Annotated in this window: 20 protein-coding genes, 3 tRNA genes and 1 pseudogene; 9 read left to right on the top strand and 15 right to left on the bottom strand. The window is 72.0% G+C overall.

Annotated elements, in window-relative coordinates:
- Window positions 1–72: 72 nt before the first annotated feature.
- The 4 genes from glxA to ACZ60B_RS39635 all read right to left on the bottom strand — a co-directional run bounded on the left by glxA (window position 73) and on the right by ACZ60B_RS39635 (window position 5,182).
- Entirely contained in the window at window positions 73–2,010 is a 1,938-nt protein-coding gene (gene glxA, locus ACZ60B_RS39650; protein WP_469396123.1) for a radical copper oxidase GlxA, read from the bottom strand.
- Complete coding sequence (locus tag ACZ60B_RS39645; RefSeq protein ID WP_469396121.1) at window positions 2,007–4,019, bottom strand: glycosyltransferase family 2 protein; 2,013 nt, start codon at window positions 4,017–4,019, stop codon at window positions 2,007–2,009. The genes glxA and ACZ60B_RS39645 overlap by 4 nt, the downstream gene beginning before the upstream one ends.
- Window positions 4,020–4,328: 309 nt before the next feature.
- Entirely contained in the window at window positions 4,329–5,042 is a 714-nt protein-coding gene (locus ACZ60B_RS39640) for a FadR/GntR family transcriptional regulator (protein ID WP_469396119.1), read from the bottom strand.
- A 66-nt stretch (window positions 5,043–5,108) separates the two neighbouring features.
- Window positions 5,109–5,182 (bottom strand) — tRNA-Lys (locus ACZ60B_RS39635).
- A gap of 212 nt (window positions 5,183–5,394) precedes the next feature.
- Here ACZ60B_RS39635 and ACZ60B_RS39630 point away from each other — a divergent pair.
- From ACZ60B_RS39630 to ACZ60B_RS39610, 5 genes are all read left to right on the top strand, one after another.
- On the top strand, window positions 5,395–6,732 hold the full coding sequence (locus ACZ60B_RS39630; RefSeq protein WP_469396117.1) for a peptidoglycan-binding protein: 1,338 nt from the start codon (window positions 5,395–5,397) through the stop codon (window positions 6,730–6,732).
- A 128-nt stretch (window positions 6,733–6,860) separates the two neighbouring features.
- Window positions 6,861–8,045 (top strand): SPFH domain-containing protein, encoded by a 1,185-nt coding sequence (locus tag ACZ60B_RS39625; RefSeq protein WP_469396115.1) that lies wholly within the window; start codon window positions 6,861–6,863, stop codon window positions 8,043–8,045.
- 96 nt (window positions 8,046–8,141) lie between these two features.
- Complete coding sequence (locus tag ACZ60B_RS39620; protein WP_469396112.1) at window positions 8,142–8,747, top strand: lytic polysaccharide monooxygenase auxiliary activity family 9 protein; 606 nt, start codon at window positions 8,142–8,144, stop codon at window positions 8,745–8,747.
- A gap of 227 nt (window positions 8,748–8,974) precedes the next feature.
- A complete protein-coding gene (locus tag ACZ60B_RS39615) occupies window positions 8,975–9,430 on the top strand; it encodes a DUF3592 domain-containing protein (protein ID WP_469396110.1) in 456 nt (151 codons plus the stop codon).
- Window positions 9,431–9,509: 79 nt separating this feature from the next.
- Window positions 9,510–11,303 (top strand): AMP-binding protein, encoded by a 1,794-nt coding sequence (locus tag ACZ60B_RS39610; protein ID WP_469396108.1) that lies wholly within the window; start codon window positions 9,510–9,512, stop codon window positions 11,301–11,303.
- On the opposite strand, the gene ACZ60B_RS39605 is transcribed toward ACZ60B_RS39610, so the two are convergent.
- The 7 genes from ACZ60B_RS39605 to ACZ60B_RS39575 form a co-directional block, all read right to left on the bottom strand.
- Window positions 11,269–11,342 (bottom strand) — tRNA-Lys (locus ACZ60B_RS39605). The genes ACZ60B_RS39610 and ACZ60B_RS39605 overlap by 35 nt on opposite strands.
- 158 nt (window positions 11,343–11,500) lie before the next feature.
- On the bottom strand, window positions 11,501–12,259 hold the full coding sequence (locus tag ACZ60B_RS39600; protein ID WP_469396104.1) for an IclR family transcriptional regulator: 759 nt from the start codon (window positions 12,257–12,259) through the stop codon (window positions 11,501–11,503).
- A 229-nt stretch (window positions 12,260–12,488) separates the two neighbouring features.
- Window positions 12,489–13,286 (bottom strand): amino acid ABC transporter ATP-binding protein, encoded by a 798-nt coding sequence (locus tag ACZ60B_RS39595; RefSeq protein WP_469396101.1) that lies wholly within the window; start codon window positions 13,284–13,286, stop codon window positions 12,489–12,491.
- Window positions 13,276–13,962 (bottom strand): ectoine/hydroxyectoine ABC transporter permease subunit EhuD, encoded by a 687-nt coding sequence (gene ehuD, locus ACZ60B_RS39590; protein ID WP_469396098.1) that lies wholly within the window; start codon window positions 13,960–13,962, stop codon window positions 13,276–13,278. The genes ACZ60B_RS39595 and ehuD overlap by 11 nt, the downstream gene beginning before the upstream one ends.
- Complete coding sequence (gene ehuC / locus ACZ60B_RS39585; RefSeq protein ID WP_469396096.1) at window positions 13,959–14,723, bottom strand: ectoine/hydroxyectoine ABC transporter permease subunit EhuC; 765 nt, start codon at window positions 14,721–14,723, stop codon at window positions 13,959–13,961. Before ehuC ends, ehuD begins: the two co-directional genes overlap by 4 nt.
- The gene (gene ehuB / locus ACZ60B_RS39580) at window positions 14,720–15,559 is read right to left on the bottom strand and encodes an ectoine/hydroxyectoine ABC transporter substrate-binding protein EhuB (RefSeq protein ID WP_469396127.1); all 840 of its coding nucleotides are present in this window, start codon (window positions 15,557–15,559) and stop codon (window positions 14,720–14,722) included. Before ehuB ends, ehuC begins: the two co-directional genes overlap by 4 nt.
- A gap of 175 nt (window positions 15,560–15,734) precedes the next feature.
- A complete protein-coding gene (locus tag ACZ60B_RS39575; RefSeq protein WP_469396094.1) occupies window positions 15,735–16,682 on the bottom strand; it encodes a D-2-hydroxyacid dehydrogenase in 948 nt (315 codons plus the stop codon).
- Window positions 16,683–16,940: 258 nt separating this feature from the next.
- On the opposite strand from ACZ60B_RS39575, the pseudogene ACZ60B_RS39570 reads away from it, so the two are divergent.
- The 3 genes and pseudogenes from ACZ60B_RS39570 to ACZ60B_RS39560 form a co-directional block, all read left to right on the top strand.
- Window positions 16,941–17,093, top strand: a pseudogene (locus ACZ60B_RS39570) (maleate cis-trans isomerase family protein); the annotation flags it as partial.
- A complete protein-coding gene (locus tag ACZ60B_RS39565; RefSeq protein ID WP_469396091.1) occupies window positions 17,090–17,818 on the top strand; it encodes a maleate cis-trans isomerase family protein in 729 nt (242 codons plus the stop codon). The pseudogene ACZ60B_RS39570 and the gene ACZ60B_RS39565, both read left to right, overlap by 4 nt.
- 367 nt (window positions 17,819–18,185) lie before the next feature.
- On the top strand, window positions 18,186–19,310 hold the full coding sequence (locus tag ACZ60B_RS39560; protein ID WP_469396125.1) for an LLM class flavin-dependent oxidoreductase: 1,125 nt from the start codon (window positions 18,186–18,188) through the stop codon (window positions 19,308–19,310).
- Here ACZ60B_RS39560 and ACZ60B_RS39555 read toward each other — a convergent pair.
- Entirely contained in the window at window positions 19,289–21,109 is a 1,821-nt protein-coding gene (locus tag ACZ60B_RS39555; protein ID WP_469396089.1) for a putative bifunctional diguanylate cyclase/phosphodiesterase, read from the bottom strand. The two genes, ACZ60B_RS39560 and ACZ60B_RS39555, sit on opposite strands and share 22 nt — an antisense overlap.
- A 274-nt stretch (window positions 21,110–21,383) precedes the next feature.
- Between ACZ60B_RS39555 and ACZ60B_RS39550 the strand changes: the two genes are divergently transcribed.
- A complete protein-coding gene (locus ACZ60B_RS39550) occupies window positions 21,384–22,754 on the top strand; it encodes a M6 family metalloprotease domain-containing protein (RefSeq protein WP_469396086.1) in 1,371 nt (456 codons plus the stop codon).
- Window positions 22,755–22,877: 123 nt separating this feature from the next.
- Here the strand turns inward: ACZ60B_RS39550 and ACZ60B_RS39545 are convergent.
- The 3 genes from ACZ60B_RS39545 to ACZ60B_RS39535 form a co-directional block, all read right to left on the bottom strand.
- Window positions 22,878–22,951: transfer RNA gene (locus ACZ60B_RS39545), tRNA-Lys, on the bottom strand.
- Window positions 22,942–23,577, bottom strand: a complete 636-nt coding sequence (locus tag ACZ60B_RS39540; protein WP_469396085.1) for a bifunctional DNA primase/polymerase — start codon at window positions 23,575–23,577, stop codon at window positions 22,942–22,944. Before ACZ60B_RS39540 ends, ACZ60B_RS39545 begins: the two co-directional genes overlap by 10 nt.
- 131 nt (window positions 23,578–23,708) lie before the next feature.
- On the bottom strand, window positions 23,709–24,077 hold the full coding sequence (locus ACZ60B_RS39535; RefSeq protein ID WP_469396081.1) for a hypothetical protein: 369 nt from the start codon (window positions 24,075–24,077) through the stop codon (window positions 23,709–23,711).
- Window positions 24,078–24,561 lie beyond the last annotated feature (484 nt).

Here is a 24,561-nt window from a genome sequence, read left to right as displayed (position 1 = left end):
CCCCCCCCGCGTCCCGGGTCGGCAGGTGTCCCCGTGCCTCGAAGGGCGCGGGGACGCCCACCGACCCGCCGGCTAGGGCACCTTCACCCACTGCGCCTCGCTGGGCGTGCCCTGGTCGTCGTCCACGAACAGCATGTACCAGCCCGACGGCACGAGGTTGCGGTTCTTCGGCACGGTCACCGTGATCCGGTCGCCGGAGGTGGTGAAGTCCAGCGCGACCGACCGCTGGTCGACGTCCGTGACATGGGTCGAGGCGCTCGGCCGGATCAGCCGCACCCTCTTGATCGCGGCGGCGTGCCGCGAGGTGAACGTGCCCGTGCCGCCGCGTGCGACGGTCCGTGGGCCCCCGGACAGCGACGGCCGCGCGCCCCGGTAGAGGTAGGGCGGTGTGTAGATCTCGATGCGCTGCTCGAACGTGCCCGGCTTGGTGTCGGCCTTGTCGCCGTACAGCGGGTCCGAGCCGAAGAACATCACCCGTCCGTCGGGCAGCAGCAGCGAGCCCGAGTGGTAGTTGCGGCCCACCAGCGGGTCGGCCACCCGCTCGAAGGTGTCGGTGTCCGGGTGGTAGATCCGGGCCTGGAGGATGTCGGAGTCGCCGCGCCCCCGGTAGTCCCGCGAGCCGCCCGACACCAGCACGGTGTCGTCGGGCAGTACGGAGGACTGCGGGTACCGGGTGCCCTTCTCCAGGGTCGGCCCGTCCACGAACGCCGGATGGGCGTCCTTCAGGTCGATGATCCGCGTCCGGTTGCTGGACAGCTTGGACTCGCCCACCCCGCCACCGCCGATCACCATGTACCGCTCGTCCTGCGCGGGCGGCAGCAGCACCGTGCCCGACGTCTCCAGCCGGTCGGGGTCGCTCAGTCCGGGCAGCCTGCCGAACCGGTTGGTGGCCACGTCCCAGACACCCGGGTCCCGGCCGATGTTGTCGGGTCCGTAGCCCGCGTTGGAACCCGAGTAGAAGATCTTGCCGTTCTGCATCAGGAACAGCGCCGGATACGTGGGGAACTGACGGATCGTCGAGGTGTAGGTCCACTTCCCGGTCGCCGGGTCGAAGATCTCGTTCTTGCCCGGGACCAGCTGACCGATGTCGTCGAGGCCGGAGACGCTGAGGACCTTCCCGTCGCTCAGGGTGGTGAGCGTCGGGTACCAGCGGGCCTCGTTCATCGGGTCGACCTTGATGTACTTCTCGGCGACCGGGTCGAACTCGTAGGCGTCCCGGATCCCCTGGAAGTCCTTCTTGTCGAGCGCGAGCTTCTGCGCGATGCCGTACGTGTTGCGGGCGTCGACCCCGGTCAGGCCCTGGATCAGATAGTTGTCCTGGGTGCCGGTCTCGTACGCCGAGCCGGACTTCTGCGCCTCGACGTAGATACGGCCCAGGCCCGGATCGTTGTGCAGGAACCGGCCGGTCGCCGGGTCGAACACCTTCTTGGCGCGCGGTACGAGCACCGGGTCCTTGGAGACGAAGGCCTTGCCGTTCTCCTTGCCGGTGAACCGGGTGCCCGCGGGCAGGGTGATCGGCCGGTCGGGGTTCTCGTTGTGGACGATCATCAGGCCGCCGGCCTTGGTGACGTCGCCCTTCAGCTTCTCGTACCGCTTGGTGCCGCCCGCGATCAGGATCCTGCCGTCGGCGAGCTGGGTGTGGCCGGTGCAGAACAGGTCGCTCGGCGTGGGCACCTTCTTGACGGTGCCCTTGACCGGGTCCCAGATCCGGCTGTCGAACTTCTTGGCGTCGAAGTTGTCCTGGTTGTTGCCCGATCCCGCCACGAGCAGGACCTTGCCGGTGTGCAGCAGGACGGCGTGGATGGTGTCCTGGCGGTACTTCTCGGGGAACTCCACGATCTGCCAGTGGCCGTTGTCGGCCTTGTACTCCGGTCTGTTGATCGCGTACTCGTGGTACTTCTCGGTTCCGAAGCGGTACATCCACGGGCCGTTCATCCCGGCCAGCGCGAGGACCACCGCCGTACCCACCGCGAGTCGCCGTGCGCGCCGTCGGCCGGCTCGCTCGCTCATTCCTCACGACCTCCCGGTCCGCCCAGGGCTATCTGCATGGTCTGGTCGCCGCTCCCGCTCGAGGCGGCCCGGCTGGGCCGGGGCGCCGGGCCGTGCGCGGTGTGCGGACCATGCGGACCGTGGGAGCCGTGGGGTGCGGGTGGACCGTACGCGGGGTGCGGGCCGGTCGTGGTGACCTGCGGCGGGACCGCGTCCTGCGGCTCCGGGGCCGCTCCGGCGGCCTGCTTCCCGGTCCGGCGCATCGTGTACCGCCAGGCGAGGATCGGCGACGCGGTGATCAGCAGGGCGAGCGAGGCCCAGACCACCATGGCGGGGTGGGCGTGCCCCTGCGCGAAGCCGGCGGCGATCGACCCGGCGAACACCACCATGAAGAACAGATGAATACGGAAGGTCCCGAACAGGGTGTCCGGGCTGGCCGAGTCGCCCTTGGGCGTCACCACGAACCTGCTCTTGCGGCGCAGCACCGTGTCCATAAGCGAACGGGCGTAGATCGGCGCGGAGAGCGCCGACATCACCATGCCGGCCACACCGCCGGAGCCCTCCGGCTCGTGCGGGGAGACGTTGTGCCGCCGGTTCCAGACGTACAGACCGATCTGGAGCGCGGAGGCGTTGCCGTAGAGCATCAGCCACGCGGTGGGGTCGATGTCCACGCCCGAGGCGCCCAGGCCCAGGAACAGCGCGCAGCTCAGCGCCGCGAGGATCCAGTTCAGGGCCGACATCGGATAGAAGATGATCATCATCGTGTAGTTGAAGAGCTTGCCGGGCGGCAGGGAGAAGAAGCCCTTCCAGTACTGCTTGAGGATGGTCTCGTAGGTGCCCCGGGACCAGCGAAGCTGCTGGGTGAAGAAGTCCGTCCAGGCGTTCGGCCCCTCGCCGACCGCGAGCACGTCGGGGGTGTAGACCGACCGCCATTTCTTCCCGGTGGCCGGGTTGCGGTGCCGGTGGATCTCGAACCCGGTCGCCATGTCCTCGGTGATCGAGTCGTACAGGCCGCCGATCTGCTTCAGCGTCTTGATGCGTACGGCGTTGGAGGTGCCGACGAACATCGGGGCGCCGTAGAAGTTGCCTGCGCGCTGGATCAGCGCGTGGAAGAGGAACTGCTGCGACTCGGCGGCCTTGGTGACGAACGTGTCGTAGTTGCCGTAGACCTGCGGGCCGATGACGAAGCCGACGTCCGGGTCGCGGAAGAAGCCGAGCATCCGCTCCAGGTAGTTGGGCAGCGGCACGTGGTCGGTGTCGACGGAGGCGAAGTAGTCGTAGGCGTCGCCGTGCGCCTCCAGCCAGGCGTTGTAGTTGCCGTGCTTGGTCTTCGCCCGGTGCGGTCCCTCGGGCCGGTTCCACTTCTCGACGCCCTTGCGGGAGAAGTGGTGCACCCCGAGCCGGGCGCAGACCGCCTTGACCTCGGGGTCGTCGCCCTCGTCGAGCAGCCATACGTGCAGCAGGCCCCGGTGGCGCAGCCGGACGGCGGCCTCCAGGGTCCGGGTCACCATCTCCAGCGGCTCCTTGCCGGGCACGAAGGAGGTCAGGAAGGCGACCCTGGTGCCGGTCTCGGGCACGACCGGGACCGGGTCGCGGGCGACCAGCGTGGCGTGCGCGTTCGACAGCACGTTCATGCAGCGGAAGAACTCGATCAGGCCGATCGAGACGAGCATGACGACGTCGAGCGCCGGCAGCCAGGAGTAGGCGGGGTAGTCACGCGAGGTCCAGTGCTCCGGCCGCAGCAGCCAGGCCAGCAGGACCAGGGAGAGCAGAGGCGCGGCGCCCAGCATCAGGGCGGCCCGGATCCGGTGCGGCTCCTGCGAGAGCAGCGAGCGGTACTCCACCCGGTACGGCCTGGTCGGGTCGGGCTGGGTCAGGGGACCCGCCAGCCGGCTGTAGTGCTCGTAGTCGTATCTCGGCAGTGTCCTCTTCGCTCGGCGTAACTGGCCGGTCGAATGCGTGGGCACTCTCAGCTGCACCGTCTCTGACGGGTCTGGGTTGTGCCGGGCGCCCGTCGGCGTCGACGTCATGAGTCATCCCCCCACAACACGCAGGTCTGCGCGTGTCTGTCGGTTTCTGACACCTGCCATGGCCCCCCTCGGCCCGCACAGGTGTTTCAGCGGCGAGGCGCAGTCGCCGTCCAGCTCATGGACACGGAACTGCGCACTCCCGGTTGCGGGGCGCCCCCCTGGACACACCCCCGTGAACGGGTTCCCTTCCCCCGCGTCAACGGCAACCGGCTTCTTGTCCCCCAAGTGCCGTCAATCGACAGCATTCTGGAAAACAGGGTTCTACGGCGTCCGGCCTGATCGCAAGACGCGAAACGCGGTGTTTACCGGTCATACGCGCTCATTGTGGCAGCTGTGGGGGAGTTGTGGATCAGTTGTGGACAGTCGGGTGCGAATGTTTCCGAAGTGATCTCTTATGGCCGCTTCTGCTCGAATCGCGTCGCCCGAGCGCACCGCGCGCACGATGTCCCGGTGCTGGCGGCAGGTGACCAGGGGGTCCTGCGGGATGTCCGCCAGATCGGTGCGCACCCGGTGGAAGGCGTCCCAGAACGCCTCCAGCACCTCGCGCAGCAGCGGGTTCCCCAGGCCCCGGTAGAGGGCGGCGTGAAAGGCCCGGTCGGTCTCGGCGAGGCCGGCCCCCCGCTCGGCCTCCTGCTCCATCCGGTCCACGAGCGCGTCCAGCTCGGCCAGGCCGGACTCGGGGATGCGGCCCGCGAGCCGGGAGACCAGACCGGTCTCCACCGCCTCGCGCAGCTCCAGCAGCTCCAGCAGGCTGTCCTCGCCCCGGTGGTGCCCGGCGACCGTGCGGAACGCGAGGCCCTCGATCATGGGGGCGAGGGACATGGGGCCCACATAGGTGCCGAACCCGTGCCGGATCTCGACGATGCCCATCGCCTGGAGCGCCTTCAGCGCCTCGCGCACCGAGTTCCGGCTCGCGCCGAGGAACTCCATTAGCTCGGGCTCGGTCGGCAGCGGGGCCCCGGAGGGCAGCCGGCGGTCGATGATGAGCTTCTTGATCCGCTCCTGGAGGTCTCGGGCTGCCATGGCGAGAGGGTATCCGGCCAAACGACGAAAAAGCCCCCCGCTGCTGCGAGAGGCTTCTTCCGTCTGTGCGCCGCCAGGGACTCGAACCCCGGACCCGCTGATTAAGAGTCAGCTGCTCTAACCAACTGAGCTAGCGGCGCTTGCTGACGTCGTTAACTCTACATGACGTGCGGAGGTGCTTCCGACCACCTCCCGGCCGCCTTCCGGCCGCCCCGGAGCGGCTCCCCGACCCCTTCGGCCGGTCGGTGTACATCGTTCGGACCGTCAACATGCGCGCCCGGAAGACAGTCGGGAAACTGATCTACGTGTACACACGCGGACAGGTCCACCTGGAGTGTGAGGGGAATCGCACATGAGGACTCCGGTATTCGAGGAATTCGATCCCGCGAGCGACTGCGACTGCCCGGGTTGCGCCCTGTGGCGCCGTGTCCTGCCTTTTTCCCGTACCCGCACCGTCGGCCATCCGGCCGTCCACCGCGTCCTGGCCGTGGCCGCCGCCTCCGCCGCGTCCGCGGCGTTCGGCGCGGTGGCCGCGGCGCCCGCGCACGCCGCCCCGCACGGACCCGCCCGGCCCGGTGTCCCCGCAGGTGACGAGCCCGGCACCCCGCAGGGCGGCAAGGCCCCGCTGCACGGTCCCGGCCGTGGGCAGACCGGTGTGCCGGGCGGGCTCAAGACGCCCGGGACCACCCGTACGGAGATCATCAACCGGGCGAAGAAATGGATCGACGCGAAAGTGCCGTACAGCATGCTCGCCTATTGGTCCGACGGCTATCGGCAGGACTGCTCGGGTTTTGTCTCCATGGCCTGGAATCTGCCCGGAAACGAATGGACGGGCAGTCTGGGCCAGTACGGGGAGCGCGTCACGAAGAAGACGGTCCAGCCCGGCGACATGCTGCTGTTCCACAATGTGAAGGACCCGCAGAAAGGCTCGCACGTCGTCATCTTCGGCGGCTGGACGGACCACACGCACACCTACTACACCGTCTATGAGCAGACGCCCCCGCACACCCGCCGCCAGGGCACCCCGTACGCCTACTGGAGTCACTCCGACAAGTACGTCGCCTACCGCTACAAGGGGCTCGCGCCGGCGGCCGCGAAGCCGGCCGGCAGTGGCGGAAAGCTGGTCACGGCGGGCGGACGGCCGGGCGCCGGCGGCACGGTGACGCCGTACCCCGGAGCGGCCCACTTCGGTCCCGGCGCGAACAACAAGTACGTCGCCCAGCTCGGCCGGATACTCGTGAGCCGGGGCGCGGCCGCCTACTACGCCACCGGTCCGGGCCCCCGCTGGTCGGACGCGGACCGCAGGGCCACCGAGGCGTTCCAGCGCGCCCAGGGCTGGACGGGCGCGGCCGTGGACGGGCGGCCCGGCCCGCGGACCTGGGCGCTGCTGACCGCCGGCGCGGGCCGGGACATCGCGGCCGGGACGGGCCCGTCGGCGCGTCCCGCCGGGATCCCGGCCTACCCGGGCCGGGGCATGTTCCGGCCGGGCGCGGACAACGCGTACGTCGCCCAGCTCGGCCGGCAGTTGGTGAAGAAGGGGTTCGGCAAGTACCTCACCACCGGGCCGGGGTCGCGCTGGGGCGAGCCGGACCGGCGGGCGGTCGAGGCGTTCCAGCGCGCCCAGGGCTGGCGGGGCGGCGCGGCGGACGGCTATCCCGGGCCCGAGACCTGGCGCCGGATCTTCTCGTGACCGCCGGGCCGCGGGCCGGACCCCCCGCCCGCGGCCCGACGGTCACCCGCGGCCCCACCGACGGCCCCGCGCTGACCCCCTACTCGCCCACCGATGTGACGCATCTGGCGCGGAGGCTGGAGGCACGTATGAGCAGTACGACCACGTCACGGACGCCCGAATCCGGCGGACCGGGACCGGCCGAGGGGCGGCACGCGCCGGGCCGGGCCGGGGAACAGGACGGGCCGGGTCCGGCCGAGGAACAGTCCAGGCCCGTCCGGCTGATCCAGAACGAGGTGACCACCGAGATCCCGGTCCATCTGCTCTTCCGTGACGAGCCGGACCCGGTGCCCGTAGCGGTGGGGCCCGCGGACGTGGGGCGCCGGCAGGGCACCGGCGAGCAGCCGCGTTTCCGTCGCCCCGGGCTCGCGACCGCGCCCGTCCTGCCGCAGGTCGACCCCGACCTGGTTGAGCACCGCGGGCGGGCGTTGCCCGGCGCGCTGGGCGTGCTCGCCGGGGCCTGCGGAACGGCCGGCTGCGCGGTGGTCTCCTGGTGGACGGGTGCGCTGCCGACACCGGTCGCGCAGGCGCTGTGGCTGCCCGCGTCGGCGGGCGCCGGGCTCGGCCCGGCGCAGTGGGCGGCGTACGCCGGGACCGTGGCGCTCGGGCTGCTCGGCTTCGGCGGTCTCGCCCGGGGCCGGACCGGGCAGGCCTGGGTGCTCGACCAGTTCGGCCGCTACCGGGGGACCGTCCGGCGCACCGGTCTGACCTGGGTCAACCCGCTGCTGCTGCGCCGCCGGGTCGACGTGCGGCTGCGGCACTGGCGCAGCGAGCCGATGCAGGCGGCCGACGGCAACGGGGTCGCGCTGCGGGTCCTGGTGCTGGTGGTGTGGCGGGTGCGGGACACCGCGCGGGCCATGCTCGCGGTCGAGGACCACGAGACGTATCTGCGCGAGTGCGTGGAGGCGGCGCTGGCCCGGGTGCCGGTGGAGATGCCGGGCGCGGCGCGGGGCTCGCTGGACGCGGCCGCCGAAGTGCTGGGCAGACGGGTGGCGCGGGACGCGGGGGCGGTCGGCCTGGAGGTGTTCTCGGTCCGGCCGGTGCGGGTGGAGTACGCCCCGGAGGTCGCCGCCGCGATGCAGCGCCGCCGGATCGCCGCGCTGGACGCGCAGCAGCGGGCGAGCGTGCTCACCTCGGTCCTCGACTCGGTGGAGGACACGGTCACCCGGCTGACCATGCGCGGACTGGTCGAACTGGACGACTACGAGCGCAAGGCGCTGGTGAAGGACCTGACGGTGGCGTTCTGCGCGGGCCGGGGAGAAGCAAGCCCGTGATTGGTATGGACATGTTCAATTGACGCCAATAATCTGAGACTTGGTCTAGACCTGCACGCCTCAGTGAACCTCCCCACGTTCTCCAGGAGCGGCAGTATGCGCACACGGACCAAGTGGTACGCAGCCGTGCTGGGCCTCGCCACCACCGGAGCCTTCGTGCTCTCGGCGGGCGGCGCCAGCGGCCACGGCTACACCGACCTCCCCGTCAGCAGGCAGAAGCTCTGCCAGAACGGCACGGTCACGAACTGCGGCGACATCCAGTGGGAGCCGCAGAGCGTCGAGGGCCCCAAGGGCTTCCCGGCCGCCGGTCCGGCCGACGGCCGGATCTGCTCCGGCAACAACACGCGGTTCGCCCAGCTCGACAGCCCGAAGACCCCCTCGGGCGGAGCCTGGCCGACCACCCGGGTGACCGGCGGGCAGAGCTACACCTTCCGCTGGCAGTTCACCGCCATGCACGCCACCACCGACTTCAGGTACTACGTCACCAAGGCGGGCTGGAACCAGAACCACAACCTGACCCGCGCCGACCTCACCACCGCACCGTTCCTGACGGTGCCCTACAACGGCCAGCGCCCGCCGTCCACGCTCTCCCACAGCGGCACGCTGCCGTCCGGGCTGAGCGGCCACCACGTCATCGTCGCGGTGTGGACGATCGCGGACACGGCCAACGCGTTCTACGCCTGCTCCGACGTCACCTTCTGATCCCCCCACGGGCGGGGTCCGGGCGCGCCGGTTCCACCGGTCCCGGCGCGCACTGATCTCCCCTGCGCGGATCCGCCGGCCGCCACGGGTGCGGCGGTCGGCGGCGGGCGCCCGACCGGTGAGTTCTGAGGGTCCCTTGAGCCGATCGGCCGCTGCCCGGGGGTAGGTTCCTGGCACGCCTACCGGTGGGTACGGCGGACCGGAGATCGGGGGATCCCATGGAAATCATGTTCTACGCGGTACCCGGGCTGATGATCGCCCTGATGTGCCTGTTCGCCTACACCATTCTGCGCCGCCTGATGCGGCTCCGGATGGCCTGGCGGAGCGGGCTGACCGCGGAGGCGCGCTGTCTGCGGACCTTCACCACGGTGCACGGCGGCAGCGGCGACACGAGCGTGAGCACGACCCTGCACCACGTCTACGAGTTCACCGCGCTCGACGGCCGCACCGTCCGTTTCGAGGAGGAGGACGGGCCGGCCACCGTCATGGAGGGCGACTTCGTCACCGTGTACTACAAGGACGGGCCCCGCGAGGTGTTCGCCACGGCCCAGCCTCCGCGCCGGGGCCGGGTGGCGACGGCGAGCACCGTCGGAGTCCTGGTCTTCTGCGGTCTGATCGTCGGGCTCTGCGTCGGCTTCATGGTGATGTTCACCGAGGCCTCCTCCTCCTTTTCGGACTTCTGAGCGGACCCGAAGGCGCGTCTGCCCGTCCTCACCGCACGGGCCTCCACTTCTGACGACACGTCAACTACCGTGCGCACCCATGGAGTCCACGCGGAACGCGAGGGTCACGGTCGCCGAACTCGTCGCGGAGCGGTGGGGGGACCACCGGCCGGGGCTGTGGTGGGAGGCGGAGGAGGTCCCCCCTGCTCCGGCGGAGCCGGGGGACAGGGGGAGGGTGCTGACCCACCACGACACAGCGGCCGGGGCGGCGGCCCGGGCGGAGCTGCTGACCGAACTGCTGCCCAGGGGCGCCGAACCACATGTGGGCGTCCTGCTCGACAACACCCCGGAGTTCCCGCTGTGGATCGGCGCGGCCGCGCTGGCCCGGGCGGCCGTCGCGGGCATCAACCCCACCCGCCGGGGGCCCGAGCTGGCCCGCGACATCCGGCACACCGAATGCCGGGTCGTCGTCACCGAGCGGGCCCACCTGCCCCTCCTCGACGGACTCGAACTCCCGGGAGTGCGCCTGCTGGTGACCGACACCGAGGCCTACGCCGACCTGCTCGCCCCCTACGCGGACGCCCGCCCGGACGCCTCCCGGGCCACCCCGGCCGACCGCGTCCTGCTCTGCTTCACCTCCGGCTCGACCGGCGCGCCCAAGGCCGCGATCTGCTCCCAGGGCCGGCTGGCCGCCGCCGGCCGCTCGCTGGTGGAGCAGTTCGGGGTGCGCCGGGACGACGTGCACTACGTCTGCATGCCGATGTTCCACGGCAACGCGGTGATCGCCGACTGGGCGCCCGCGCTGGCGGCCGGGGCGGGGGTGGCGCTGCGCCGCCGTTTCTCGGCGTCGCGGTTCCTGCCGGACGTACGGCGTTACCGGGCGACCTACTTCACGTACGTGGGGCGGGCGGTGCAGTACCTGCTGGCCACCGAGGCCCGCCCGGACGACCGGGACAACCCGCTGCGGCTGGGCTTCGGGACGGAAGCGGGGGCGGTGGACGCGGCCGCCTTCGAGCGGCGGTTCGGGGTCCGCCTGGTGGAGGGGTACGGCTCCTCGGAGGGCGGGGCCGCGGTCCAGTGGACGTCCGGGACCCCGTCCGGGGCGGTCGGCAGGCCGGCGCGCGGAAGTGATCTCGTCGTCCTCGACCCCCGGACCCGTGAGGAGTGCCCGGCCGCCGCCTTCGACGCGGCCGGGCGGCTGCTCAACGGGGACGCGGCGATCGGCGAGCTGGTCAACCGCGGACCGAACCCGTTCGAGGGCTACTGGCGCAACCCCGAGGCGGAGCGCGAGCGGCGCCGGGACGGCTGGTACTGGACCGGCGACCTCTTCTACCGGGACCCGGACGGCTTCCTGTACTTCGCGGGGCGGGCCGACGACCGGCTGCGCGTCGACAGCGAGAACCTCGCCGCCGCGCTGATCGAGAACATCCTCGCCCGGTACGAGGGCGCCGTGGCCGTCGCCGTGTACGCGGTGCCCGATCCGGTGGCCGGGGACCAGGTGATGGCGACCCTCGCGGGGGACTTCGACCCGGCCGGTTTCCTGGAGTTCCTGGCGGCCCAGCCGGACCTGGGGACGAAGATGGCGCCGCGGTTCGTGCGGGTGGTGGAGCGGATGCCGGTGACCGCCACGAACAAGGTCCACCGGGCGGGGCTCAGACGGGCGGGTTTCCGGTGCGCCGATCCGGTGTGGTGGCGCCCGCCCGGCGCCCGTGCCTACCGCAGGTTCGACGCCGAGGACCTGGCCGGGCTGGAGGCGGAGTTCCGCGCACGGGGGCGGCAGGGGCTCATGGCGGAGGAGTTCATGGCCGGGGAGCTCAAAGCGGAGGGGCCCTCCGCTCTCGCGAAGGGCCCCTCTTCCGTGCGCCGCCAGGGACTCGAACCCCGGACCCGCTGATTAAGAGTCAGCTGCTCTAACCAACTGAGCTAGCGGCGCATGACTCTCGCCTTCCGCTCTGTGCGGCCGGCGACGAAGAAAATACTACCTGGTCCACGGGGGTGCTCGTGACCACGGAGCGGCCGGCCCGGCCGGGCGCCGCGTCCGGGCCGCCGCCGGGCCCCTGCCGGGCCCGGCAGGGGCACGCCGGACAGGCCCTAGATCGCCAGTGACAGCAGGACCGGCGCCGCGTTCCGGTTCAGCGCGTCCGCCGCCTGGCGGAGCCGGTGCGCGTGCTCCAGCGGGAGGGACACGGCGAGGCAGCCCACCGAGGAACCGGCGGTGATCGGTACGGCCGCGCAGACCGTGCCGACCGCGTACTCCTGGAGGTCGAGCACCGGCACCGTGGGCGGCTGCGCCTCCAGCCGGGAGAGCAGCAGTTTGTCGCTGGTGATGGTGCGCGAGGTGAGACGGGCCATCTTGTGCCGGGCGAGATGGTCGCGTCGGCCGTTGTGGTCGAGTTGGCCGAGAAGGCTCTTGCCCACCGCGGTGGCGTGCGCGGAGAAACGGAAGTCCACCCACTCGTTGACCGCCGGGGTCGCGGGGCTGTCGGCGTACTGGGTGACCTTGACCTCTCCGTCGACGTACCGGCTGATGTAGACGGCGGCGCCGACGGAGTCGCGCAGTCGGTCGAGGGTGTGCTGGAGCTTCTCGCGCAGGGCCTGCTCGCGGTCGTGGGTGGAGCCCAGGCGGGCGAGGGCGTGCCCGGTGACGTACGCACCGTCGGTGACCTGCTCGACGTAGCCCTCGCGGCGCAGCATGCGCAGCAGCGCGGGCAGTCGCTCCGGGCCCAGGCCGGTCTCGCGGGCGAGCAGGGTGTCGGTGACACCGGCGGAGTGCCGCGCCACCGTCTCCAGGACGCGCAGGGCGTCCTGAGCCGAGTGGTACGGCGCGGTCGGCTCTTGCTTCAGCGCCACGGTGAATCCCCCCGGTCGCTTCCTGGGCCTGATCCGGACAGCGGATCCTCTCCACGATAACCGGCAAGAAGCGTCCGGGAAGGGGTTGTTGGCGAGAATGTGGCCCCCTCAACTGGGGCTCTGGCACTCTGGCATATGCCTAGGTCATGTCACCCCGATAAGACCTGGGGTGATGACTCGTGCGCGTCCTGTAATTGCACGCCAAAACTTTCCTGGTCGGTAACCGAGGTCACAGCACCGCGCCGAGGAACTCCCGGGTGCGCGCGTGGTCGGGGTCGCCGAAGAGCTTCTCCGGCGGTCCGGACTCGATGACACGACCCGCGTCGAACATCAGGACCTGGTCGGATATGTCCCGGGCGAAGTTCATCTCGTGTGTCACGCACAGCATCGTGATGTCCGTGCTGCGGGCGATGTCCCGGAGCAGGTCGAGGACGCCCGCCACCAGCTCCGGGTCGAGTGCCGAGGTCACCTCGTCGAGCAGCAGCACCCGCGGCCGCATCGCCAGGGCGCGGGCGATGGCCACCCGCTGCTGCTGCCCGCCGGACAGCCGGGTCGGGCGCATGTCGCACTTGTCGGCCAGGCCCACCAGGTCGAGCAGCTCGCGGGCGCGGGCCTCCGCCTCGTCCCTGGACAGCCCGAGGACGGTCACCGGCGCCTCGGTGAGGTTCCTGAGCACGCTCATGTTCGGAAAGAGGTTGAACTGCTGGAACACCATCCCGATCTTCTTGCGGACCTCGCGGGTCTGCTTCTCCCCGGCCGGGTGCAGCCGCTCCCCGGCCACCGTGATCGTGCCCTCGTCGGGCCGGGTCAGCGTCATCAGCAGCCGCAGGATCGTCGTCTTGCCGGAGCCGGACGGGCCGATCAGCGTCACGTGCTTGCCGGAGTCGACGGAGAAGTCGAGCCGGTCGAGCACGGTGTTGTCGCCGAAGCGCTTGGTGACCTGCTCGAAGCGGATCAGTTCGCTGCCGTCCACGGGCGGATTGGTGTGGGCGTCGGGATCGCTCGTCAGGGAGATGTCAGCGGACAAGACGTCGCTCCAGGGCTCGCAGAAGAAGGGAGGCCAGATAGGAGATGAGGATGAAGACCACACCGATCACCGTCAGGGGCTCGGTGAAGCGGAAGTGCTGCTGGGAGAAGAGCCGGGCCTCACCGAGCATGTCCAGCACGGTGATCACCATCAGCATCGGTGTGTCCTTGAGCATGGCGATGACGTAGTTGCCGAGCGCCGGCACGACCCGCCGGATCGCCTGCGGAAGGATCACCGCCCGCCAGGTCCGGCCGGGCGGCAGGCTCAGCGCCGTCGCCGCCTCCCACTGGCCGGCCGGCACCGCCTCGATACCGGCCCGGTAGACCTGCATCGTGTACGTCGAGTAGTGCAGGCCGATGCCCAGCACGCCGGTGGCCAGCGCGGACAGGGTAAGACCCCACTCGGGCAGCACGTAGAAGAGGAAGAACAGCTGCACCAGCAGCGGGGTGTCGCGGACGAACTCCGTGACCGCCCCGACCGGCCAGCGCACCAGGGGGTACCACCCGCGCGAGGTTGTTCGAGCGTGGGGGAGGATCGGCGTCCGCATCAGCAGCGCCCACACCAGCCCCAGGGCGAACGAGATCAGCGAGCCGAGGGCCAGCGCCTCCAGGGTGACCACCAGGCCCTGCCGCAGCAGCGGCAGGAAGTCCGTCACCGCGTTCCAGTCCCAGGTCATGCGACACCACCCCCGACCCCGGCCCTCCCGGCCGGCTGCGGTTCCACGGCCCTCGGCCGTTGCGGCCCGACGGCCTCGGCCCGGCGCCGCTCGCGCGAGGAACTCCCGGGCGGCTCCTCGCCGAGCCCGGCCTTCAGCCGCCGTTCCAGGGCGCGCATGAGCCGGGTGAGCAGGAAGGCGATCACGAAGTAGATCAGCAGCACGTAGGTGTAGATCTCGGCGCTCTGCTGGAGGGCCAGCCGCACCAGGTTGGCGCTGAAGGTCAGATCGCCCATGCCCATCACGGACACCAGCGCCGTGCCCTTGAGCAGCTCGATCAGCAGGTTGCAGAACGGCGGGACCATCTCCGGCACCGCCTGCGGCAGCAGGATCAGCCGCATCCGCTGCCAGGGCGTGAAGCCGAGCGCGATGCCGCCCTCCGGCTGCGCCGGGTCGACGGCGTTCAGCGCGCCGCGCACGATCTCCGAACCGTACGCCCCGTAGGTCAGCCCGAGCGCCAGCGTGCCCGCCCACATCGGCACGAGCTGCCAGCCGAAGGCGATCGGCAGCACGAAGAACACCCAGAAGATCATGACCAGGGCCGAGGTGCCGCGGAACACCTCGGTGTAGAGGCCCGCGAGGAAGCGGACGGTCCACCGGCGGTGGGTGCGGGCGATGCCGACGCCGAAGGAGACGGCGGCGGCCAGCAGGGTGCTCCAGACCAGCAACTGGACCGTGGTCCACACGCCCTTGAGTACGAGTTCCCAGAGTCCCGGGGTCATCCGCCGCACAGCTCCTTCGCGGTCAGATCGGTCATCTCGGCCTCGGTGAACCCGAACGGCCGCAGGATGCGGAACAGTTCGCCGCTCTTCTTGAGCGCGCGCAGCTCCACGTTGAAGGCGTCCCGCAGCCTCGTCTCGGCCGGCCGGAACGCGAAGGCGCCCCCGTCGACGTGCGGCTTGCCGCCGACGAGCGGCGCGAAGGCCTTCGTCGCCTCGGCCTTGCGCGACTTCTTGACCACCTCGCGGACGGTCAGCGCGGTACCGGCGAACACGTCGACACGCCCCGCCTCGACCGCGTTCAGTCCGGCGACCTGGTCCGGCACGACGAGGATGTCGCTCTCCCGGTAGCCGGCCTCCACCGCGTACTGGATCTCGGCGTAACCCGTCCCGGTCGCGAATCTCGCCTTCTTCGCGACCACGTCCCGATAGGTGTGCAGGCCCTTGGGATTGCCCTTGCGCACGATGAACGAGTCGAGCATCCGGTAGTCCGGATCGGCGAAGATCACCTGCTCGCAGCGGTCCGGATTCACGTACATCCCGGCGGCCACGACGTCGAACTGCTGGGAGTTCAGGCCCGGGATGAGCGAGCCGAACTCGGTCGGCACGGGCTGGACCCGGTCCACGCCGAGCCGTTCGAAGACGGCCTTCGCCAACTCGGGTGCCTCGCCGGTCAGATCGCCGTTCCGGTCGATGTAGCCGAAGGGGATCTCGCCCGCTATGCCGAGCCGTACGACGCCCTGCGCCCTGAGCCGGTCGAGCAGGTCACCGCCCTTCGTGGTGGACGCCGTGGCCACGCGACTGCAACCGGCCGCGGCCGGCGCGGCGAGTGCAGCCATCCCCGCGAGCAGTGATCTGCGGGTGGGCACGGGTCTGTTCTCGCCGGTTTCCCTAGGTGATGCCATGGCCGCGCTGCTACCCGGGCCCCGCCGACCTATGCCGAAGCGGACCCGTTCCGATCGCGAACGAGATGCCCTCGACCGGGGCGCGGCCCCCACCCGCCGGGCCGGGTTTTCAGTGCCCGGGTACGTACCCGCGCTTCTTGTCGACCACGTTCGGCAGGCCCCGGCCCGCCGCCCAGCGCTCGTACAGCTCGACGAACTGCGCGCCGAGCTCGTCCCGCCAGCCGACCGTGTCGCCGCTCATGTGCGGGGACACGATCAGCCCGGGCACCTGCCACAACGGGCTTTCGGGGGCGAGGGGTTCGTCCTCGAAGACATCCAGCGCGGCGCCCGCGATCCAGCGCTTGGCGAGCGCCTGCGCGAGCGCGTCCTGCACGACCAGCTGCCCGCGCCCGACGTTCACGAACCGGGCCGACGGCTGCATGACACCGAAGCGGCGGGTGTCGAACATGCCGCGCGTCTGCTCGGTCAGCGGTGCCGCCGCGATCACCCAGTCGGCGCGGGCCAGCAGCCGGTCCAGGTCCTGGGGGCCGTGGATGCCGGTGCGCGGCACCCGGCCGACCAGCGCGGTCGTCACCCCGAGCGCCCTCAGGGTGCGTACGATCGCCCGGCCGATGGGGCCCGAGCCGACGACGCACGCCCGGGTGCCGGCCAGCCGCTGCCCCTCCCGGTGACGCCACTCGCGACGGCCCTGGAGCTCCAGGGTGCGCGGCAGGTCCTTGGCCATCGCCAGGACGAGGGCGGCGACGTACTCGGCGATGGGCTGTTCGAAGATGCCGCGCGCGTTCGTCACCACGGTGTCCGACGCCACGAGCTCCGGGCACAGCAGATGGTCCACCCCCGCGCTCGCCGTGTGCACCCAGCGTGGCCGGGGCCCCTCGCCCGGCCACGCGGCCCGTACCGCCGTGGAGGCGAAGTCCCACACGAGCAGCACGTCGGCGTCCGGCAGCCGCTCGGCGAGCGTGTCCGCGTCGGCGCGCACGATCCGGACCCGGCCGGTGAGACGGCCCAGGCGGGGCGGGGGGTCGGCGTCGAGGACGAGGAGCGTGGGGACGGTCATGGGCAGCCGTTCTTCGCGGTGACCGAGCGTCTGGCAGGAGCGGATTGACCACGCTCGCACTCGAACCCACCTGCGTCAACACAGGTGCGCACACGGTCCGTTGCCCAGCCCTTCCGTACGGTGAGGAAGGCGCCTGCCGCGGACCCCCGGACCCCGCCCTTCCCGGCGGCCCCGCCCGCGACGAGCCGTCGGCGGGGCGGTTCGGCTCCCGTACCGACCCGGCGACGCCCGGCGGCGTCCCCCGGACGGAGGTGCGGGCGCGCACCGGTCCTGTCGGCCAACCAGGTAACGATGTGGGCGGCGCCGCGCAGGCGGGGTACCCGAGCCGTGGGGCCGTATCGGGCGCTGCCGGAGATCTCGGCGCGCGAGTGGCCCGTACTGCCGGAAGAACAGCAGGAAGGCTGGACATGACCGCACTCGGATTCCTCTACCCGGGCCACAGCGCCGAGGACGACTACCCGCGCATCGAACAGCTCCTGGGCAGCGACATCCGGCTGGACGTGGTCCACACGGAGCCCGGCGAGGAAGCGCACCGGGTGGAGGCGCTGCGGGCGATGGGCACGCCGGAACAGCTCGCGCCGGCCGTCGCGGAGCTGCGGCTGTCCGGGACCGAGGCGGTGGTCTGGGCCTGTACGGGCGGCAGCTTCGTCCTCGGCTGGGAGGGCGCCCGCGAGCAGGTGCGCGCCCTCGCCCGGGCGGCCGGGATCCCGGCCTCCTCGACCTCCTTCGGCTTCGCGCACGCGCTGCGCGAGGTGGGGGTACGACGGGTCGCGGTCGGGGCGACCTACCCGGACGACGTGGCGGGACTGTTCGTGGACTTCCTGCGGGCCGGGGGCGCGGAGGTGGTCGCGGTCCACGGCGCGGACGCCGGCACCGCCGAGGTGGGCGCCTGGGGCGAGGCGGAGCTGTTCGCGCTGGCCCGGTCGGCCGACGACCCGTCCGCCGAGGCGCTGCTGCTGCCGGACACCGCCCTGCACACGGCCGCGCACCTGCCCGCCCTGGAGAAGGAGCTCGGCAAGCCGGTCCTCACCGCGAGCCAGGTCACCGTGTGGGAGGCGCTGCGCCTGGCGGACCGGCGCGTGAACGCTCCGGCGCTGGGATCGCTGTTCGCCCGGGAGCCGCTCGTACAGGTGTGAGCCCTGCCTGCCGGGTGGCCCCCGGCACAAGCTCCGGCACAAGCCCAGGGCGGGCTCCCTGAGCAAGCTCCGGGACGGGCTCCCGGAACGGCCGGGGACGGCGGGTGCGGCCGGGAACAGCGGCGCGGTCGCGCGCGGTCGTGAGCGGCGGGCACGGCCGGGGACGGCGGGCACGCCCCGCACGGCAGGGAAGGGCCAGGAACAGCGGCGCGGCCCCGCACGGCCGGGAACGGCGTGCGCGGCCGCGGGCAGCCGGGAAGTGCGCACGCCCCCGCATCGCCGGGAATAACCGGGGACAGTCTCCTGTTGCTCGCCCGAGGACAGCGCAGGCCGAGAGCAGGAGGCACCCACCGTGACGGCAGACGAGATCCCGGGCGAGGCACCGGACACCCGTGGCACCCGCGACGAGGCACACGGCATCCGGGCCGAGGCCCGGGGCACCGCACCCGTCCCCCTGTCCGTACTGGACCTGGTCACCGTCGGCGCGGGCAGCACCGCCACCGACGCCCTGCGCACCAGCGTCGCGCTGTCCCGGCTCGCGGAGTCCCGCGGCTTCCACCGCTACTGGGTCGCCGAGCACCACTCGATGCCGGGCGTGGCCTCCTCGTCGCCCGCGGTGATCCTCGCCCACCTCGCCGCCCACACCGAGCGCATCCGGCTCGGCTCGGGCGGCGTCATGCTGCCCAACCACGCCCCGCTGGTGATCGCCGAGCAGTTCGGCACGCTGGAGGCGATGGCCCCCGGCCGGATCGACCTCGGCCTCGGCCGGGCCCCCGGCACGGACGGCGCCACGGCGGCCGCCCTGCGCCGCACCGACGGCCTCTCCGAGGGCGCCGACGACTTCCCCCAGCAGCTCGCGGAGCTGCTGCGCTTCCTGGACGACGACTTCCCCGACGGGCACCCCTACGCCCGCATCCACGCGATCCCGGGCCCGGTCCAGGGCAGCACGCCCGGCGGTGTGCAGTCCCCGCACCGGCCGCCGGTCTGGCTGCTGGGCTCGTCCGGCTTCAGCGCCCGGCTGGCCGCCATGCTCGGTCTGCCGTTCGCCTTCGCGCACCACTTCTCGGCGCAGAACACCGTCCCGGCGCTCGACCTGTACCGGCAGCAGTTCCGCCCGTCCGCCGTCCTCGACGAGCCCTACGCCCTCATCGGGGTCTCCGCGCTCGCCGCCGACGACGAGCAGGAGGCCCGCCGGCAGGTGCGGGCCACCGCCCTGAACATGATCCGGCTGCGCTCCGGCCGGCCCGGCCTCTTCCCCGCCCCCGAGGACGCCGAGGCGCATGTGTTCAGCCCGCTGGAGCAGGAGTTCGTCGACTCCTGGGCGGGCAACATCGTGCACGGCACGGCGGACGAGGTCCGCGCCGGTCTGGACGGCCTCCAGAAGCGCACCGGCGCCGACGAGTTGATGCTCACCTCGCACGCCCACCGCGGCGAACTGCGCCTGCGCTCCTACGAACTCATCGCGGACGCCTACGGGTTGCCGACCGCGTAGGACGTCGTCCCCAGCAGCTCGGAGATACGGTCCGGCGGCACCGGGCGGGAGTACAGCCAGCCCTGTCCGGTGTCGCAGCCGATGTGCCGCAGTCGGGCGGCCTGGGTGAGGGTCTCCACGCACTCGGCGGTGACCGTCAGGCCCAGCCGGTGGGCGAGCTGGATCATCGCCTCCACGACCACCTCGTCCGCCGGGTTGGGGCGCTCGCCCGTCTCGTCGTACTGGAAGCCGCGGACGAAGGAACCGTCCAGTTTCAGTACGGACACGGGCAGTCGGCTGAGGTAGGCGAGGTTGGAGTAGCCGGTTCCGAAGTCGTCGATGGCGATCCGCACGCCCATGTCGCTCAGCGCCTGGAGGGCTTGCAGCGGGCGCCCCGCGGAGCCCATCACCGCCGATTCGGTCAGCTCCAACTGGAGCAGACTCGGGGCGAGTTCGGTCTCCGCCAGCACCGACGCCACATCCGCGACCAGGTCGGAGTCCCAGACCTGGCGGACGGCCACGTTGACGCTGACGAAGATCGGCGGCTCGTCCGGGTGGTCGAGCTGCCAGCGGCGGGCCTGCCGGCAGGAGGTGGCCAGCGCCCAGCGCCCGAGCTGCACGATCGAGCCGTCCTCCTCGGCCAGCGCGATGAACCGGTTCGGTGTCAGCAGGCCGAACTGGGGGTGGTTCCAGCGCGCGAGGGCCTCGACCCCGTGCAGCCGGCCGTCCTCCATGCCGACCAACGGCTGGTACTCCAGCACGAACTCGCCGCGCTCGATGGCGGGTCGCAGCGCGGAGGCCAGGGCCTGCCGGGTCATGCGGTGGGCGTTGCGCTCCGGGTCGAACAGCGTCCAGCGGGACTTGCCGTCGGCCTTCGCCCAGTACAGCGTGGTGTCGGCGGCCTGCATCAGACCGGTGGCGGTGGTCCCGGCCGCGTGCCGCTCCACGACGCCGATCGAGGCGGACAACGACAGTCGGCGGCCCGCCAGTTCGAAGGGCGCCTGAAGGGCCGTCAGTACGGACTCGGCGAGTTCGGCGAGCTGGTCGGTGCCGGTGGAGTCCTCGACGAGCAGCGCGAACTCGTCGCCGCCGAGCCGGGCCACCAGCGGGGTGCCCGCCCGGGCCAGTCCGGCCTGCTCGGCGACCCGGGTCAGCCGTTCGGCCACGGCCGCCAGCAGCCGGTCGCCGACCCGGTGGCCGAGGGTGTCGTTGACCGCCTTGAAACCGTCCACGTCGAGATAGCACAGGCCGATCCGCCCGGTGCCGCTGCGCTCGTACGACTCCGCCTCCAGCGCGGCCGTCAGGCGCTCGAAGAACAGCGTGCGGTTGGGCAGCCGGGTCACCGGGTCGTGCATCTGCAAGTGCCGCAGCCTGGCCTGGAGTTCACGCCGTTCGCTGATGTCGGCGACGGAGAGCAGGACCCCGGGTTCGCCGCCCGCCAGGGGCGCGACGGTGACCTGCACCCACACCGCCCGGCCGTCGGGATGCTTCAGCCGACGGGTGCAGCGCAGCCTCGCCTGCCGGCCGCGCAGCACCTCGCGGTAGGAGTGCCAGACGCGGGTGTCGGAGGGCAGGTCCACCAGGTCGGCGGCGGAGCGTCCGGCGAGCGTCGCCGGGTCGCTGCCGAGCAGGGTGCCCAGCATGGCGTTGGCGCCGACGACCATGCCCTCGCGGTCGACGACGGCCATGGCCAGGGGCGCCGTCGCGAAGACGGAGCGGTAGACGGACGCGCTCCGAGGAGGCGCGTCAAGATCACTGTCTGTGACGGCCGACCGGTCGAGGTCTGCCGCGGGCGTCGGCCCTTCGGACGTTCCGCTCACCGCTCGCTCCCGCAGTGCACTCGATCTCTGTCCGCGCAGCAAAGTGTGCCGATCATAGAGGGTGGTCCCAAGGCCTTCCAGCCACTGTCCAGTGTCCCTGACGGTGCGACCTTTCTGACAGATCGTTTCTGCCCGCGCCTGGGCGGGTTCTTCAAGCGGCGGATCGCTTGTGACGTTCCGTGAGTACTTCGGGGGTGTCGTCTGTACCCAGATCCGGGGCTGCTCACTCATCCGGGTCAGATAAACAGGACATAGGACAGCAAAGCTACGCAGGATGGATGCGGTGTCGTCCCGTGAACCGCATCCGGAGGTCCCGTTGCCGCGTCAGCCGCTCCGCGAGGGACTTGGGCTCAGGGCTCTCAGGGGCCTCGGCCGTGCGGCGCCGCGCCCCCGACTGCGCAGTGTCGCGGCCGTGTTCACCACGATGTCGGCGCTCGCGGCGACCTCGCTGTTCGGCAGCACCTCGGTGGCCGAGCCGTTCTCGACCGAGCCCTGTGCGCTGCGGCGCACCGGAGCCCACCACTCGGAGGGCCTGGACACCTGGAACGGCGCCTATCCGCGACCGACCCGCGCCCTGGACGCGGTGATGGTCTTCCTGTCCTTCCCGGACTCGGTCCCGCGGACCTCCCCGGCCCGGCTCGCCGCCGACCACTTTCCGGCCACCAGCCAGTTCTTCGCCCGCGCCTCCTACGGCCGGTTCACGCTCCGCCCGCATCCGCTGCGGCACTGGATCCGGATGCCGAAGCCGTCCACCACGTACGCGATAAGGCGCGACTGGGACACCACGGACCGGTCCTCCTATCTGCGGGACGCGCTCGCCGTCGCCGACCCGCAGGTCGACTTCTCGCGCTACGACATCGTCTACTTCGTCGCCGACCCCGACGCGCCGGGCGTGGACTCGGACGCCACGAAGGTCGTCAACCTCGACACCCCGCTGCGGGCGGACGGCACGGACCTGCGCCGGGTGGTGACCGTCTTCGAGAAGCACCCTCCGGACCGGCTGGTGCTCGCGCACGAGACAGGCCATGTGTTCGACCTGCCGGACCTCTATCACCGGCCGGTGGACGGCAAGGGCGACTGGGACACCTACGTCGGCGACTGGGACCTGATGGGCAGCCAGTTCGGACTCGCCCCGGACCTGTTCGCCTGGCACAAGTGGAAACTGGGATGGCTGGATCCGCGCCAGGTGGTGTGCGTACGCGGTGCCGGTCCGACCCGGCTGACCCTCGAACCCCTCGCCGCGGGCCCCGGCGTCACCCTCCCCCGCGCCACCGGGGCCCCCGCGTTCGGCCTGGGGGGCGGCACCAAGCTCGCGGTGGTACGCACCGGGGCCGACAGCGCGCTCGCCTTCGAGGCGCGCGGCCCGCTCGGCAACGACAAGGCCGCCTGCAACTCGGGCGTGCTCGTCTACCGCGTGCACAGCGGCGCGGAGTCCGGCCGGGGCCCCATCGAGGTGGTCGACGCCCACCCGCGCGGCGACGACTGCTGGGGGAGCTCGGTCTACCCGCCGCTCGCCGACGCGCCGGTGGGCCTGGGCGAGAGCTTCACGGTGCCGGGCGACCGCGTACGCGTGACGGTGGAGGGACGCACGGCTTCCGGGGCCTGGACGGTGGAGATCGCCATGGGGGCCGCCCTGCGGCGGTGACGCGTGGGGCAGGGCGCGGGGCGGGGCGCCGGGGCGGGGCGCGGGGTGTTTCGAGGCCGTGTCCTGAGGCCGGAGACGACGATGGGGCCCGTGGAAACCACGGACCCCATCACCTTCATCACGTGCGCCGCCAGGGACTCGAACCCCGGACCCGCTGATTAAGAGTCAGCTGCTCTAACCAACTGAGCTAGCGGCGCCTGCTGACGTCGTAGACATTAGCATCCTGGTCGGCGGGAGGAAAAATCGAAATCCGTACGGCCGCGCGAGCCGCCCGCACCGCCGCCCAGAACAGGATCTCGGGGCCCGGCAGCCAGGGGTGCCGGGTGTCCGGCGCGACCAGCCAGCGGGTGGCGGCCCGGCTCGCCCCGGTGGCCGTGTCGGGCGTCGTGGGGGTGAGGGGCGGTACGGTCACCGCGTCACCGCCGCCGTGGCACAGCAGCGGCGGGACGGCCTGCGTACGGCCGTCCCGGCGGCCGTGGGCCCCCCACTCCTCCCACTCCAGCAGCGAGGGCAGCCGCTGGGCCGTGCCGGGCGCGGCGAACAGCAGCATCCGCCCGCGGAACACGGCCACCGGTCCGGAGCCCGGCCCCTCGTCCCAGAGCCGGTCCAGCATCCGGCGCCCGAAGATCGCGGGAGCGCTGATGATGTCGAAGACCACCCCGCAGGGCAGCACGACCGGGGCCTGGGGCCGCTCGCGCCAGAACGCGAGCGCGCTGCGCGGATACGTCCCGGCGGAGGCCAGCCAGTCGGCGCCGTCCGCGGTGACCCCCGAGACGTCGCAGCGGTCGCGGCCCGAGGCCGGCTCTTCCCGTGTGCTGCTCATGTCGTCCACATCTACCCGCTGTGAGCGACCGGCTGCCGAGGGTTGTGTGAAACCGGGACAAGAGGGGGTGCGGGCGAGTATCTTGCCTGCCTGGCATATGCCGTGGGGGTGCCCGCGGGTACGGCCGCCCGTCAGACCGGGTCGACGTGCTCCCGGCCCTCGACGGCCCCGCGCATCAGGTCCCGGCCGAACTCGACCATCTTCTTCGCGTAGTCCTCGGTCCACTCGGCCCGCTCGGCGATGTCCGCCGCCGTGAGCCGGTCGAACCGGCGGGGATCGGCCAGCTGAGCGGCGGCGAGGGCCTGGAACTCCACCGCCCGGTCGGCGGCCGCGCGGAACGCCAGCGTCAGCTCCGTCGCCCGGGCCAGCAGCGCCGCCGGATCGTCGATCGACTCCAGGTCGAAGAAGTGCTCCGGGTCGGCCGCCACCTCCGCGGGCTCGAAGAGCAGGGGCGCGGGGCGTAGCCGCGGTTCGTTGCGACGCGGCGTGGGCTCCGCCATGTCTTCTCCTCCTCGTACGGTTGCGGGTGGCACCGCCCTACGGGTGGTCCACCCTCCATTCTCTCCCGGGGGCGCAAGGGCATGCCGGGACGGGCGAACCGCCCGGAGGCGCCGCGCCCCGCACTCTCAAGCCCCCCGGCCCCCACGTTGTTCCCACAACCCCGCCACGCCCCATGGAGCGTCCGCGGGGCAGGGGGTGGTCAGGGGCGCCAGGTGACCCGGTGTTCGGCCAGGCGGGCCAGGACCGCGTGGTTGGCCTCCCAGCCGTCCGGGCTGTGCTCGTTGGCCGCCTGCGGCGGCGTGCCGGACTCCGTCCGGCGGAGCGGTGTCGCGGTGTTCGTCTGCCGGGGCCGTCCGGCGGGCGGCCCCGGCGTCGGTGCCGGTTGCCTACGGGGTCCCCGTCCGGCGGGGTGGTCAGGGGCGCCAGGTGACCCGGTGTTCGGCCAGGCGGGCCAGGACCGCGTGGTTGGCCTCCCAGCCGTCC

The sequence above is a fragment of the Streptomyces sp. NPDC104096 genome, from assembly GCF_055584385.1.
This window is presented reverse-complemented; position numbering and strand designations above follow the sequence as displayed.